A 14,644-nucleotide genomic window follows, 5' to 3' on the forward strand; every position below is an offset into this window, starting at 1 on the left:
CTGCCACTGCATCGGGTGCGCTGGCGGGACTCGGCACGGATTCAATGAAAACGCGGCGGCATGCCCTCGCCGGGCGCGGCCGTCGCGCCGGCCTGCGAACCCTGTAGCGCGGCCGGGCGGGACAACGTCGATACGCGGCGATGATAGCAAGCCGAAACCGCCGTGTTGCCCCGGTTCGACCGGGGCAAACGCATCGAAACGATCAGCGCGGCGGCAGGCGCACCGGCGCCGCATCGCCCGATCCCATGCCGCCGGACCGCCGCACCGCCGCCCCCCGTCGCCATGCCGCGCCTAGAAGGATTCGCCGGTTCTCGCCCGCCCTTTCTTCCGGATAATGGCCGCAGCCGCGCCCCCGCCGGCGCGCCGTCCACCGCAGACGACGACACCCCCGGAGACACCCGCCTTGATCGCCACGCTTCCCGCCCCCTATCGCCGGCTCTGGCCGCTCGCCATCGCCGCCGCGCTGCTGTACGGGCTGTCGCTCGCCGCCGCGCCCTATCCCGGCCAGGCCGCCGCGAAAGCCGCGATGGGCATCCTGCTGCTCGCGGCCGGCAGCGCCTGCGCGGCACCGCGCGAACGCGCGTGGCTGTGCGCGGCGCTCGTCACGGCCGTGCTCGGCGACGTGCTGCTCGCGCTGCCCGAGTGGCCGCTGTCGTTCGTCCTCGGCCTCGGTGCGTTCCTGCTCACGCACCTGTGCTACTGCGCGATCTTCGTGCGCTGGCGCGCGCGGCCGCACGGCTGGCGCTTCCTCGCACTGATCGGGCTGTGGATCGCCGCGCCGGCGTTCTATGCAGCGTTCCTTCCGCATCTGGGCGAACTACTCGTACCCGTCGCCGTCTACATGCTCGTGCTGTGCGCGATGGCGAGCTTCGCGCTCGCGGCCCGCACGCGCGGCCCGCTGGTCGCCGTCGGCAGCCTGATCTTCGTCGGCTCCGACACGCTGATCGGCGTCGGACGCTTCCTCGGCGGCTTTCCCGGCATCGACTACCTGATCTGGGGCCTCTACGCGCTCGCGCAGATCACGATCGTCGCCGGGGTTTTCCATGAGACGGCCGCCCGCCCGATCCGTCCCTGATAGCGTTTCAAACAGGTCGCCGCGTGTCGGCGGCCTTCGTCTCCCGCCTCTCCAGCCCTGCCGGCGGCCGTTTCCGCACATTCCGCAATGCGGAAAGCAGACCGTTCCAAACCCCGCTCAGCCTTTTCCCGCGCGGCTTCCGGCCCTTAGAGCGCCGCTTCTAGCCTCTTGCGGTTTCCGGGTTCACCCACTATCGTTACATCAACCAATGTAACATTAAAAAATGAGCCAAATCGGAGACACCCGGATGAATGCTCGCACGTTGCCTTTCGGCCCGCCCGGCCACGACGGCCCGGACGAAACCACCGACATCGCCATCATCGGCACCGGCTTCGCCGGTCTCGGGATGGCCATTCGCCTGCGGCAGACCGGCGTGACCGACTTCGTCGTGCTCGAGAAGGCCGCGTCGGTCGGCGGCACGTGGCGCGACAATCATTACCCCGGGTGTGCCTGCGACGTGCAATCGCACGTCTATTCGTTCTCGTTCGCGCCGAACCCGCGCTGGACGCGCATGTTCGCGCCCCAGCCGGAGATCCGCGCGTACCTGGAAGACTGCGTGCAGCGCTTCGGCGTCGGCCCGCACCTGCGCCTGAACCATGAGCTGCAGCGCGCCGAATACGACGAGGCCGCACGACGCTGGCGCCTCACGTTCGCGAACGGCAAGCGGCTGTCGGCGCGCGTGCTGGTGTCGGGGATGGGCGGGCTGTCGCGCGCCGCGCTGCCGGCGATTCCCGGCGTCGAGACCTTCAAGGGCCGCGCGTTCCATTCGCAGCAGTGGGATCACGACTACCCTCTCGAAGGCAAGCGCGTGGCGGTGATCGGCACCGGCGCGAGCGCGATCCAGTTCGTGCCGCAGATCGCGCCGCGCGCGAAGACACTCGCGCTGTTCCAGCGCACGCCGCCGTGGATCATGCCGAAGCCCGACCGCAAACTGAGCGGCTTCGAGAAGTGGCTGTTCCGCACGCTGCCGTTCACGCAGAAGGCGGTGCGCAGCGGCATCTACTGGATGCTCGAATCGCGCGTGCTCGGCTTCGCGATCCATCCGTCGCTGATGAAGAACGTGCAGAAGCTCGCGCTGCGCCATATCCGCAAGCAGGTTCCCGATCCGGAACTGCGCCGTGCGGTCACGCCCGACTACACGCTCGGCTGCAAGCGCGTGCTGATCTCGAACGACTACTACCCGGCGCTGTCGCGCAAGAACGTCGACGTGATCACGACCGGCATCGAGCGCATCGAAGCCGACGCGGTCGTGACGACCGACGGCAAGCGTCATGAAGTCGACTGCCTGATCTACGGCACGGGCTTCCAGGTCGCCGATCCGTTTCCGCGCGGCGCGATCATCGGCCGCGGCGGCCTCGACATCGTCGATGCGTGGCGCGACGGCGCGCACGCGTATCTCGGCACGACGCTGCCGGGCTACCCGAACTTCTTCATGATCGTCGGCCCGAACACCGGCCTCGGCCACAACTCGATGGTGTTCATGATCGAGTCGCAGATCGAATACATCCTCGGCGCGCTGAACGCGATGCAGCGCGAACGCGCGGATGCGATCGAGGTGCGCCCGCTCGTCGAGGCGCAGTTCAACACCGACCTGCAGGGCCGGCTCCAAAAGGCGATCTGGTCGACGGGCGGCTGCAAGAGCTGGTACCTCGACCCGCGCACCGGCAAGAACACGACGCTGTGGCCAGGCTTCACCTGGCGCTTCCGCCAGGCGACCGCGCACTTCTCGATCGCCGATTACCACGCGTATCGCGCGCCGCACCACGACACGAGCGGGCGGCCCGTCGCCGCGCCCGCCGCGTCCGCCGCTTCCGCTTCCACGTCCGCCGAAGCGGCCTGAGCCAGACAAGGAGCCAACGACATGAGAGATTTCGCCAACAAGGTCGCCGCGATCACGGGCGCCGGCTCGGGCATGGGCCGCTCGCTCGCGGTCCAGCTCGCACAGGCCGGCTGCCACGTGTCGCTCGCCGACAAGAACGGCGTCGGCCTCGCCGAAACCGAGCGGATCGTCCGCGCGATCGCGCCGAACGTGCGCGTGTCGACGCGCGTGCTCGACGTCGGCGACCGCGACGCGATGTTCGCGTGGGCGGACGATACCGCGCAGGAACACGGCAAGGTCAACCTGATCTTCAACAACGCGGGCGTCGCGCTGTCGAGCACGATCGAAGGGATGGAATACGGCGATCTCGAGTGGATCGTGAACATCAACTTCTGGGGCGTCGTGCATGGCACGAAGGCGTTCCTGCCGCACCTGAAGGCGAGCGGCGACGGTCACGTGATCAACACGTCCAGCATCTTCGGGATCTTCGCGCAGCCGGGCATGAGCGGCTACAACGCGACCAAGTTCGCGGTGCGCGGCTTCACCGAATCGCTGCGCCAGGAACTGGACATGATGAAGTGCGGCGTGTCGGCCACCTGCGTGCATCCGGGCGGCATCCGCACCAACATCGCGCAGTCGAGCCGCGTCGCGAAGAACATGGTCGGCTTCATCGTCGAGAGCGAGCAGCAAGGCAAGGACAGCTTCGAGAAGTTCTTCATCACGACCGCCGACGACGCCGCGCGCACGATCCTCGCCGGCGTGCGCCGCAACAAGCGGCGTGTGCTGATCGGCCGCGACGCGAAGGCCGCGGACTGGATGGCGCGCATCCTGCCGGCCGCGTACCAGGCGCTCGTCGTGCTCACGACGCGCCGCGAGGCCGCGAAGGCCCGCCGCGCGGCCGCCCGCTACGGCACGCCGGCCGCCGCGCCGCTTCACGCCACCTACAACAACGCAGGCAATCAGGGAGGAGAACAATCATGACGACCCCGAACATGATGCCGGTGCGGCGCGACATCCGTTTCGCGCTGCCGCCCGAACGCGCGAAGGACTGGCACGTCCAGGGCGTGCCGGTCACGCACTTCATGAACGCGCTGTCGCTGCTGTTCCCGGCCGGCGAGCGCTTTTTCATGGATTCGGTGCGCCACTACCGCGACCGCATCGAGGATCCGGAGCTGAAGAAGCAGGTGCTCGGCTTCATCGGCCAGGAAGCGATGCACACGCGCGAGCACATCGAGTACAACGACCTGCTGCAGTCGTCCGGCCTGCCCGCGCACAAGCTCGACAAGCGGCTCTGGACGATCCTCGGCTTCTTCAAGAAGACGCTGCCGCACTCGATGCAGCTCGCGATCACGATCGCGCTCGAGCACTACACGGCGATCCTCGCGAACCAGCTGCTGTCGGGCCACGAGCACCGGATCGACGGGTCGGTCGAAGGCTATCAGCAGATGTGGATGTGGCACGCGATGGAGGAAACCGAGCACAAGGCGGTGTCGTACGACGTATGGAACGCCGTGATGAAGCCGGGCCTCGGCAGCTACCTGCTGCGCACCAGCACGATGCTGCTCACGACCCTGATGTTCTGGACGATCGTGTTCGACTTCCACGTGCGGCTGATGCGCGCGCACCGTCGCGAACACGGCAGGTTCGGCGGCATGTGGCGGCTCGTGAAGTATCTGTACAGCCCGCGGACCGGCGTGTTCCCGAGCATCACGCGCGAATGGCTCGACTACTTCCGTCCGGGCTTCCATCCGTGGGACCACGACAACCATCAGTACCTGCAAGGGCTCGACACGCTGCTCGCGAACATCGACGCGACCAACGCGCGCCATGCGGCCCAGGCCGCCCCGCGCCGCGTGCCGCTGCATCCGGTTCCGCAGGCATGACGTCATGGCGCGCACGCACGAGATGCTGACCGTCCGCTCCGGCGACGTGAAACTCGCCGTCCACGTCAGCGGCCCGCGCCGCGCGCCGCCGCTGATCCTCGTGCACGGCTATCCCGATTCGTCGGCCGTGTGGGCGCCGGTCCGCGCGCGGCTCGCGAAGCGCTACCGCGTGATCGCGTACGACGTGCGCGGCGCCGGCGCATCCGATGCGCCGCGCCGCCGCGCGGACTACACGCTGGCGCGGCTCGCCGACGACCTGAAGGCCGTCGCCGACGCGACCTGCGGCGCGCGGCCGTTCCATCTGGTCGGTCACGACTGGGGGTCGATCCAGTGCTGGGAGGCCGTGACCGACCCTGCGTTGCGCGGCCGGATCGCGTCGTACACGTCGATCTCCGGCCCGTGCCTCGACCACGTGTTCCGCGCGAAGATGCGGCTCAGGCAGAGCCTGAAATCGTGGTACATCGCGTTCTTCCACCTGCCGGTCGTGCCGTCGCTGGTGTGGCGCCTCGGCGGCGCCGCACTGTGGCCGCGCTGGCTGCAGTTGACCGAACGCGTGCGGCCCGAGCGCGATCCCGCGCAATTGAAGAACGCGCTGAACGGGTTGCAGCTCTACCGCGCGAATTTCCTCGCGCGGGCGAGAAAGCCGCGCGAGCGGTATGCGCAGGCGCCGGTGCAGATCCTCGTGCCGGTGCACGACCGCTACGTGACGCCCGAAATGTCGGTCGATCTCGAGCGCTGGCTCGGCGAGCACGTGCGCGAGGAAATCGACGGCGGGCACTGGGTCGTGGTGCACAATCCCGACCTGATCGCGGCGCGGATCGACCGGTTTGCCTCGACGCATGAACGACCGGCGGTCGCGGCAGCACCCGCGGCACCGCGAGCGGCGGTTCAGCGCAACGGCGGCAGGCGCTTGAACAGCGTTTCGTAGTCGATCACGAGCCCGTCGGCGTCGACGTCCATCTCGGCCGTGAAATTCCGGAAGATGCCTTCGTAGCGGTAGCGCCGGCCCGGCTCGATGCACGCGTATGCCTGCTTGACCGGCGTCACCTTCAGGTCCGGCGTCGAGATGTATGCGACGTCGATCGCTCGCCGCTCGCCGTGTGCGAGCCCGAGGCGGCCGATCGGCAGCGCGTTCGTGAACGGCGTCGCCGCGATGTCGATGTCGACGCAGCCATCCAGCTCCGGCAGCGCGCTGCCTGAACCGTCGCGCCAGTGCCCGGCCCCGTCGCCATGCAGTTCCAGCGTGCCGCCGCCCATCACCTTGAGCACCGCATACCTGACCCGCCATTGCGGATCGCACTCGACCCGGTACGCAAGCCCGTACGCGCGGCCGTACCGCTGGCCGACCACGGCACTTTCGACGACGATGCCGGCGTCCCCCCGGTCGAACGTCAGGTGTTCGATTCCGTCGCCCTCGAGCGACGCCCAGCGCAGTTCACGCATTCGTTCCTCCCCGAAAACGCCGACGCGTCAGCATACGCACGAAAAATCCGGCTGCGGCCAAAATTTCGCTTCCCGGCCCCGCAATCCCGCGAAAGCGCCATTGCCCCGGGCAGACAAGACGCCGAAACTCGCGCCCCGCCCCAACTCAGGGCATGCGCCACAAATCCTGACTATCCAGAATTCCCTATTCCGGTGCACGGCATTGTGTCCTATGCTCGCGGCTCGTCCTGTTCCACCGCCGCCATGCCTACCGCCCGCCCCGCCTCGCCGTCGATCGACCTGCGCATCCTGCTGCGCGGCATCGGGCAGATCGTGCTGCAGGCGCATGCCGTCACCGGCGCGCTGCTGCTCGCCGCGCTGGCACTGACCGACCTGCGGCTCGCGTCCGCGGCGCTGGTCGGCTCGGCCGCCGCCAGCATGACGGCGGTGCTGACGGGTGCCGAGCGCCGCGACGTCGAACAGGGGCTGCACGGCTTCAACGGTGCGCTCGCCGCGCTGATCGCCGTGCTGTTCGCGCCTGCCTCGCTCGCCGCCGTCGCGCTGGTACCGCTGGCAGCGATCGGCGCGGCGCTCGTGCAACGCGCGATGCGTGTGCCGCTCGCCCGCTGGCGCCAGTGCCCGTATTCGAGCCCGTGCCTCGCCGTCACCGCGCTGTGGCTGCCGTTTGTCGCGCCGCAGCATGCGGGCGACGCGACAGCCGGTGCGCCGCTGACGCTGCCTTCCATCGCCGACGCGCTGCTGTCGGGCGTCGCGCAAACCACCTTTGCGCAAGGCCCGTGGGCCGGCGCGCTGATCGTCGCCGGCCTCGCCGTCGCGTCGCGCCGCGCGGCTGCGTTCGCGCTCGGCGGCACGATCGTGTCGACCGTGCTGCTGATCGCGGCCGGCGCGAACGGCGCGTCGTTCGCCGACGGCCTGCTCGGCTTCAACGGCGCGCTCGCCGCACTCGCGCTGATGCCGCGCGGGCCGCGCGCGGCGTTCGCGGCCGCCGCGCTCGCCGCGCTGATCCAGTGGCTCGCGACGCGCGCGGGCCTCCCCGCGTTCACGGCCCCGTTCGCGATCGCCGCGTGGATCACGGTGATCGTCGCGCGCCGCTTCACCCTCGGAGAACCCGATGTCGTCGTTCGCACACCGTCCTGACACCGTGAAGCCCGGCGGCCCGATCTCGGACGCCGAGCGCCGGTTGCGCGTCGATCTCGCCGCCGCCTATCGCCTCGTCGCGCTGAACGGCTGGGACGACCTGATCTACACGCATCTTTCCGCGACCGTGCCCGGCGAACCCGGGCACTTCCTGATCAACCCGTTCGGCCTCGCGTTCGACGAGGTTCGCGCATCGAATCTCGTGAAGATCGACCTGGCCGGCAACCGGATCGGCGAGAGCGAATACGCAGTCAACGTGACCGGTTTTGCACTGCACGCGGCCGTGCACGCCGCGCGGCCGGACGCCGTCTGCGTGATGCACCTGCACAATACGGCCGGCATCGCCGTGTCGATCCAGCGCGACGGGCTGCTGCCCGCGTCGCAGCACGCGCTGCGGTTTCACGGCGACCTCGCGTACCACGACTACGAGGCGCTCGCGTTCTCGCCGGCCGAAGGCACGCGGCTGACCGCCAGCCTCGGCGCGAAATCCGCGATGCTGCTGCGCAACCATGGCACGCTGACGGTCGGCCGGACCGTCGCCGAGGCATATGTGCTGATGGATACGCTGATCAAGGCCTGCGACATCCAGGTGCGCGCGCAGGCAGGCGGCGGGCCGCTCGTGCTGCCCGAGCCGGCCGTCGCCGAGCGCACCGCCGCGCAGTTGCGCGACGGCGGCGCGATCGAGGGCGAACTGGAATGGCCGGCGCTGCTGCGCCGCCTCGACCGGATCGATCAGTCGTATCGCGACTGACGCCGCTCGCGTCCCGACTTCCCTACCCCCAACCATCGGAGCATCCAGTCATGCCGACTTTCAATATCCAGTTGTTCGAAGGCCGCACGGTCGAGCAGAAGCGCGCATTCGTCGAAGCGATCACGCGCGTCACGTGCGAGACGCTCGGCTGCGACCCGGGCTCGGTCGACATCATCCTCGCCGACGTGAAGAAGGGGAACTGGGCGACGGGCGGCAAGCTGTGGAGCGACGAACGCTGACGCGCCCCGGGATTGGTGTGCGTCCGGCCCTTGGACGCATGCCACTTGGCGCCAGTTTGTCATCTCTGCGTCAACAGTTGTAACGCGTTGGCGGGATGCCAAAAAGGCAAAAAAGTGATCTCTGACAAGCAAATCGCAAGTGCCCTTAGCGACATGATCTTGCAAATGGGAGCCGATCTGGATCGCTCCCTGCTGACCGTCAAGGCGTCGTGTCCGGATTCGGAATTCGTCGCCTACCGCGAATTCGTGTCGCAACTGCTGACCACGATGCTGCTCGATTTCATGAATCCGCTCTACGCGCGGCACCCCGACCTGAAGCCGCCGGACCTCGCCTGACCCGCCCGTGCGACGCCGGCCACCGGCGTCGCACGCGGCCTTCGTTCCCTGCGCCGCGTTGTGCGCCCGCACATCGCGTTGTCACGCAATCGGCGCATATAATGCGGCACAGACGCAGCAGCCAATGGCCACCCGACCAGGAGACCGCCATGGAAGCGAAGAACGAAGAAGTCGTCGCACACCTGCTCTCCGATGTCGTCGAATTCGCGCGCGGACGCCTGCCCGAAGCCACGTTCCGGATCGTCGAACCGTTCCTGCGTCATTACTACGATTTCGTCGACGCCGATGATCTGCAGAATCGCGGCATCGCCGACCTCTACGGCGCCGCGATGGCGCACTGGCAGACCGCCCAGAAATTCGTGCCCGGCAGCGAGCGGCTGCGCGTGTACAACCCGATCCTCGAACAGCACGGCTGGCACTCCGACCACACGGTGATCGAGATCGTCAACGACGACATGCCGTTCCTCGTCGACTCGGTGACGATGGCCGTCAACCGCCTCGGGCTCGCGCTGCACTCGGCGCTGCACCCGGTGTTCCGCATCTGGCGCGGCGGCGACGGCGCGATCGAGCGCGTCGACGCCGGCGGCGCGACGGCCGGCGACGGCCAGTCGCAGCTCGCGTCGTTCATCCACTTCGAAGTCGACCGCTGCGGCGACGCCGCGCTGCTCAACACGCTGCGCAACGACATCGCGCGCGTACTCGGCGACGTGCGCGCATCGGTGGAGGACTGGCCGAAGATCGTCGACATCGCGCGCGCGACGATCAAGGACATGAAGGCCCGCGAATCCACCGCGGAAGACATCGAGGCGCGCGCGTTCCTCGAATGGATGGTCGCCGACCACTTCACCTTCCTCGGCCAGCGCGACTACGCGCTCGTGTCGGACGGCACGGGTTTCGGCCTGCGCGGCGTCGAAGGCTCCGGCTGCGGCCTGCTGCGCGAATCGCTGCGCGCGCCCGGTGCGCCGGACGTGACGCCGCTGCCGCCGGCCGCCGCCGAGATCATCACCGGCCCCTGGCCGATCTTCCTGACGAAAGCGAACTCGCGCGCGACCGTGCACCGGCCCGGCTATCTCGACTACGTCGGCGTGAAACTCGTCGGCGCCGACGGCAAGGTGACCGGCGAACGGCGCTTCATCGGACTCTACACGTCGACGTCCTATTTCGGTTCGTACACCGAGATACCGATCGTGCGCCGCAAATGCGCGAACATCGTGCGGCGCGCGGGCTTCCTGCCGAAGGGGCATCTCGGCAAGTCGCTGGTGACGGTGCTCGAAACCTATCCGCGCGACGAACTGTTCCAGGCCGACGAAGACCAGCTCTACGACATCGCGTTGGGCATCCTGCGCCTGCAGGAACACCAGCGCACGCGCCTGTTCGTACGGCGCGACCGCTTCGACCGCTTCGTGTCGTGCCTCGCGTTCGTGCCGCGCGACAAGTACAACACCGACCTGCGCCGCCGCATCGCGAAGCTGCTCGTCGATGCGTACAACGGCGTGAACGTCGAGTTCACGCCGCTGCTGTCGGAATCGGCGATCGCGCGGATTCATTTCGTCGTCCATGCGGAACCGGGCACGATGCCCGACGTCGACACGCGCGAACTCGAAACGCGGCTCGTGCAGGTGGCACGCCGCTGGCAGGACGATCTCGCCGACGCGCTGCTCGACGCGTTCGGCGAAGAACAAGGCAACCGCCTGCTGCAGCACTATGCGGACTCGTTCCCGGCCGGCTATCGCGACGACTATCCGGCGCGCACGGCCGTGCGCGACATCGAGCTGATCGAGCGCGTGAAGGCGTCGGGCCAGCTGGCGATGAACCTGTACCGCCCGATCGAGGCCGACGCGCGCGCGTTCCGCTTCAAGGTGTATCGCGCGGGCGACCCGATCGCGCTGTCGCGCAGCCTGCCGATGCTCGAGCATCTCGGCGTGCGCGTCGACGAGGAGCGGCCGTACCGGATCCAGACGCAGGATGCCGCGCCCGCCTGGGTGCACGACTTCGGCCTCGAACTCGCCGACGATACCGAGTTCGACATCGAGCGTGTGAAAGGCCTGTTCGAGGATGCGTTCGACCGGATCTGGAGCGGCCGGATCGAGAACGACGACTTCAACCGCCTCGTGCTGCGCGCGCACCTGAGCGCGCGCGAAGTCACGATCCTGCGCGCGTATGCGAAATACCTGCGGCAGGTCGGCTCGACGTTCAGCGACGCCTATATCGAGCGCGCGCTGACCGGCAACCCGGCGATCGCAAGGCAGCTCGTCGAGCTGTTCCTGGTGCGCTTTGACCCGGCCACGGGCGGCACGCGCGACGTGCAGGCCGAACGCCTGCTGAAGGCGATCGAGACGGCGCTCGACCAGGTGCCGAACCTCGACGAGGACCGGATCCTGCGCCAGTTTCTCGGCGTGATCAACGCGACCGAGCGCACCAACTATTTCCTGCACGACGCGAACGGCGAATCGAAGCCGTACCTGTCGTTCAAGTTCAATCCGGCGAAGGTGCCCGGCCTGCCCGAGCCGAAGCCGATGTTCGAGATCTGGGTGTACTCGCCGCGCGTCGAGGGCGTGCACCTGCGCGGCGGGCGCGTCGCGCGCGGCGGGCTGCGCTGGTCCGACCGTCGCGAGGATTTCCGCACCGAGGTGCTCGGGCTGATGAAGGCGCAGATGGTGAAGAACGTCGTGATCGTGCCGGTCGGCTCGAAAGGCGGCTTCGTCGTGAAGAACCCGCCGCCGCCGAGCGATCGCGAAGCGTGGATGCGCGAAGGCATCGCGTGCTACCAGACCTTCCTGCGCGGCCTGCTCGACCTGACCGACAATCTCGCCGGCAACGCGATCGTGCCGCCGCCCGACGTGGTGCGCCACGACCCCGACGATCCGTATCTCGTCGTCGCGGCCGACAAGGGCACGGCCACCTTCTCCGACTACGCGAACGCGATCTCGCACGAATACGGTTTCTGGCTCGACGACGCGTTCGCGTCCGGCGGCTCGGTCGGCTACGACCACAAGAAGATGGCGATCACCGCGCGCGGCGCGTGGGAATCGGTGAAGCGGCACTTCCGCGAGATGGGCATCGATACGCAGACGACCGACTTCACGGTGGTCGGCGTCGGCGACATGTCGGGCGACGTGTTCGGCAACGGGATGCTGCTGTCGCCGCATATCCGGCTCGTCGCGGCGTTCGATCATCGCCACGTGTTCCTCGACCCGAACCCAGACCCGGCGACGAGCTTCGCGGAGCGCCAGCGGATGTTCGCGCTCGAACGCTCGAGCTGGGCCGACTACGACACGTCGGTGATCTCGGCGGGCGGCGGCGTCTACCCGCGCACCGCGAAGACGATCCCGCTGTCGCCGGCCGTGCAGGCCGCGCTCGGCATCGACGCGCAGGCGCTGCCGCCGACCGAGCTGATCCGCGCGATCCTGCAGGCACCGGTCGACCTGCTGTACAACGGTGGCATCGGCACCTACGTGAAGGCCGCGCGCGAAACCCACCAGCAGGTCGGCGATCGCGCGAACGACGCGGTACGCGTGAACGGCGCGGACCTGCGCTGCAAGGTCGTCGGCGAAGGCGGCAACCTCGGCTGCACGCAGTTCGGCCGCATCGAGTTCGCGCAGCGCGGCGGGCGCATCAACACCGACGCGATCGACAACTCGGCCGGCGTCGATTGTTCGGATCACGAAGTCAACATCAAGATCCTGCTCGGGCTCGTCGTCGGCGACGGCGAGATGACCGAGAAGCAGCGCAACGCGCTGCTCGCGGAAATGACCGACGAAGTCGGGCTGCTCGTGCTGCGCGACAACTACTACCAGACGCAGGCGCTGTCGATCGCGGGCCGCTACGGCGTCGAGCTGCTCGACGCCGAGGCGCGCCTGATGCGCTGGCTCGAACGCGCGGGCCGCCTGAACCGCGTGATCGAGTTCCTGCCGACCGACGACGAGATCGCCGAACGGCAGGCGGCGAAACAGGGCCTCACGTCGCCGGAGCGCGCGGTGCTGCTCGCGTACAGCAAGATGTGGCTGTACGACGCGCTGCTCGAATCCGACGTGCCCGAGGATCCGCTCGTCGCCGCGATGCTCGTCGACTATTTCCCGAAGCCGCTGCAACAGCGCTTCAGCGAACCGATGCAGCGCCACCCGCTGCGCCGCGAGATTCTCGCGACGCACCTGACCAACGCGCTCGTCAACCGGGTCGGCTGCGCGTTCGTGCACCGGCTGATGGAGGAAACCGACGCGAAGCCGGGCGACATCGTGCGCGCCTGCATCATGGCGCGCGACGTGTTCGATCTCGACGCGGTGTGGCGCGACATCGACGCGCTCGACAACCGCGTCGCCGACGACGTGCAGGCGCGCATGTTCGTCGACGTCGCGCGGCTGCTGGAGCGCGCGGCGCTGTGGTTCCTGCGGCAGTTGCAGTCTGGCACGGTGGCCGACGGCGGCGTCGCCGGCCTGATCGCGCGGTGCCGCGACGCGGTGCAGCGCATCGCGCCGCAATTGCCGTCGTTGCTGCCAACCGCCGATCTGGAGGCGCTGTCCGAGCGGCAGCGCGCGCTGGTCGAAGCCGGCGTCGAGAGCGCGCTCGCGGTACGCGTCGCGAGCGGCGACATCTCGGCCGCGCTGCTCGACATCGCCGAAGTGGCCGCGACCTGCGATCGCAGCCTCGAGCTGGTCGCGGGCGTCTACTTCTCGCTCGGCACGCTGTTGAACTACGGGTGGATCGGCGAACGCGCGGCCTCGCTGCCGACCCCGACGCACTGGGACATGCTGGCGCGCGCGGCCGCGCTCGCGGAAGTCGCGCGGCTCAAGCGCACGCTCGCCACCAGCGCGCTCGCGGAATCGGCCGACTCGACGGCGCCCGAGACGATCGTCCACGCGTGGCGCGAACGCCGCGAAGCCGCGCTGCAACGCTACGAGCACCTGCTCGCCGACCTGCGCGCCTCGGGCGGCGCGAGCCTCGCGGTGCTGCTCGTGATCGTGCGCGAGATGGCCGTGCTCGAACGCGCGTGATGGAAGGTCGCGACGTCACACCGTCGCGACCAGCAGCTCTTCCGCGTTGTCCGGCGGGCGCAGGCCGTCGGTCCGATCGGCGAAGTAGCGGCGCGTGAGTTCCGCGGCCGACACATGCTCGGCCCGCGCGAAGCCGGCCCCGGTCGCGAGCGCGCGGATCTCCGCCGGCATGAAGAAGCTGATGAACGGCGTGCCGCTCGCGCGCGCGCCCTTCGCGGCCATTTCGAGCCCCGGGCGCACGTCCGGATCGGCATGCTCGAGCGGCAGCAGGAACGTCATCGCGAACGTCGAACCCGGCGCGAGCGACGCGACTTCGCGCAGCGCCGCCGCGTTCGCGTCGCGCGTCAGGTACATGCTGACGCCGGTGGACACGACGACCGCCGGCTTGCCTGCATCGAAGCCCGCGCGCACGAGCGCGTCGCGCCACGACTGCTTCGCTTCGAAATCGACCGGCACGAACCGCAGCCAGTCCGGCACGCCGAAGCCGAGCTCGGTCAGCCGGCGGCGCTTCCACGCCTGCGGCGCGGGCGGATCGACCTCGAAGACGGTCAGGCGCGACGCCATCTCGGGCCGGCGCTGCGCGAAGCTGTCGAGGCCCGCGCCGAGGATCACGTACTGGCTCACGCCCCGCGCGGCCTGCTCGACGACGAGATCCTCGATGAAGCGCGCCCGCGCGACGATCGACGCGCGAAACGGCCGCGTGAACTGCGGATCCATGTCGCCGCGCTGCTGCCAGCCGGGCGCCGGCGCGAGCAGGCGCAGTCCGATTTCGTCCACGAGCACGTGCGGCGGCGCATCGAGCTCGACGTGCAGCGCGCGCCACAGCGCGACGCGCGCGGCGGTGCTGTCAGGGGCGTCCGGATGAAGGTCGGTCATCGTCTCGTCCTCATGCGCGCGGCTGGTGCGGCGCCCGCAGGCGCCACGCACGGCCGTCGGGATTGCGTACGCTCATGTCGCGGCCCGCGACGCA

12 protein-coding genes are annotated in these 14,644 nt (G+C 69.0%); 10 read left to right on the top strand and 2 right to left on the bottom strand.

Features of this window, described 5'->3' with window-relative positions:
* Positions 1–403: 403 nt before the first annotated feature.
* The 5 genes from DID98_RS09800 (at position 404) to DID98_RS09820 (ending at position 5,705) form a co-directional block, all read left to right on the top strand.
* Positions 404–1,075 (top strand): lysoplasmalogenase, encoded by a 672-nt coding sequence (locus DID98_RS09800; protein WP_124520747.1) that lies wholly within the window; start codon positions 404–406, stop codon positions 1,073–1,075.
* Between the two features lie 247 nt (positions 1,076–1,322).
* Positions 1,323–2,915, top strand: coding sequence for an NAD(P)/FAD-dependent oxidoreductase (locus tag DID98_RS09805; protein WP_124520749.1), 1,593 nt, complete (start codon positions 1,323–1,325; stop codon positions 2,913–2,915).
* Between the two features lie 21 nt (positions 2,916–2,936).
* Positions 2,937–3,875: an SDR family oxidoreductase gene (locus DID98_RS09810; protein ID WP_124520751.1), complete on the top strand. Its 939-nt coding sequence runs from the start codon at positions 2,937–2,939 to the stop codon at positions 3,873–3,875.
* On the top strand, positions 3,872–4,777 hold the full coding sequence (locus tag DID98_RS09815; RefSeq protein WP_124520753.1) for a metal-dependent hydrolase: 906 nt from the start codon (positions 3,872–3,874) through the stop codon (positions 4,775–4,777). Before DID98_RS09810 ends, DID98_RS09815 begins: the two co-directional genes overlap by 4 nt.
* 4 nt (positions 4,778–4,781) lie before the next feature.
* The gene (locus tag DID98_RS09820; RefSeq protein WP_124520755.1) at positions 4,782–5,705 is read left to right on the top strand and encodes an alpha/beta fold hydrolase; all 924 of its coding nucleotides are present in this window, start codon (positions 4,782–4,784) and stop codon (positions 5,703–5,705) included.
* Here the strand turns inward: DID98_RS09820 and DID98_RS09825 are convergent.
* Positions 5,666–6,220: a putative glycolipid-binding domain-containing protein gene (locus DID98_RS09825; RefSeq protein WP_124520757.1), complete on the bottom strand. Its 555-nt coding sequence runs from the start codon at positions 6,218–6,220 to the stop codon at positions 5,666–5,668. The genes DID98_RS09820 and DID98_RS09825 overlap by 40 nt on opposite strands.
* Before the next feature lie 243 nt (positions 6,221–6,463).
* On the opposite strand from DID98_RS09825, the gene DID98_RS09830 reads away from it, so the two are divergent.
* The 5 genes from DID98_RS09830 (at position 6,464) to DID98_RS09850 (ending at position 13,674) form a co-directional block, all read left to right on the top strand.
* A complete protein-coding gene (locus DID98_RS09830; RefSeq protein ID WP_124520759.1) occupies positions 6,464–7,357 on the top strand; it encodes an urea transporter in 894 nt (297 codons plus the stop codon).
* A complete protein-coding gene (locus tag DID98_RS09835) occupies positions 7,332–8,108 on the top strand; it encodes a class II aldolase/adducin family protein (RefSeq protein ID WP_124520761.1) in 777 nt (258 codons plus the stop codon). The genes DID98_RS09830 and DID98_RS09835 overlap by 26 nt, the downstream gene beginning before the upstream one ends.
* A gap of 50 nt (positions 8,109–8,158) precedes the next feature.
* On the top strand, positions 8,159–8,347 hold the full coding sequence (locus DID98_RS09840) for a 4-oxalocrotonate tautomerase (protein WP_124520763.1): 189 nt from the start codon (positions 8,159–8,161) through the stop codon (positions 8,345–8,347).
* A gap of 114 nt (positions 8,348–8,461) precedes the next feature.
* A complete protein-coding gene (locus tag DID98_RS09845; RefSeq protein ID WP_124520765.1) occupies positions 8,462–8,683 on the top strand; it encodes a hypothetical protein in 222 nt (73 codons plus the stop codon).
* 149 nt (positions 8,684–8,832) lie between these two features.
* The gene (locus DID98_RS09850) at positions 8,833–13,674 is read left to right on the top strand and encodes an NAD-glutamate dehydrogenase (protein WP_044843192.1); all 4,842 of its coding nucleotides are present in this window, start codon (positions 8,833–8,835) and stop codon (positions 13,672–13,674) included.
* 15 nt (positions 13,675–13,689) lie between these two features.
* Here DID98_RS09850 and DID98_RS09855 read toward each other — a convergent pair whose 3' ends face one another.
* Positions 13,690–14,550: a class I SAM-dependent methyltransferase gene (locus DID98_RS09855; protein WP_124570637.1), complete on the bottom strand. Its 861-nt coding sequence runs from the start codon at positions 14,548–14,550 to the stop codon at positions 13,690–13,692.
* Between the last annotated feature and the right edge of the window lie 94 nt (positions 14,551–14,644).

It is taken from the genome of Burkholderia sp. Bp8984 (assembly GCF_003853755.1).
In the GTDB taxonomy this organism is placed as follows: domain Bacteria; phylum Pseudomonadota; class Gammaproteobacteria; order Burkholderiales; family Burkholderiaceae; genus Burkholderia.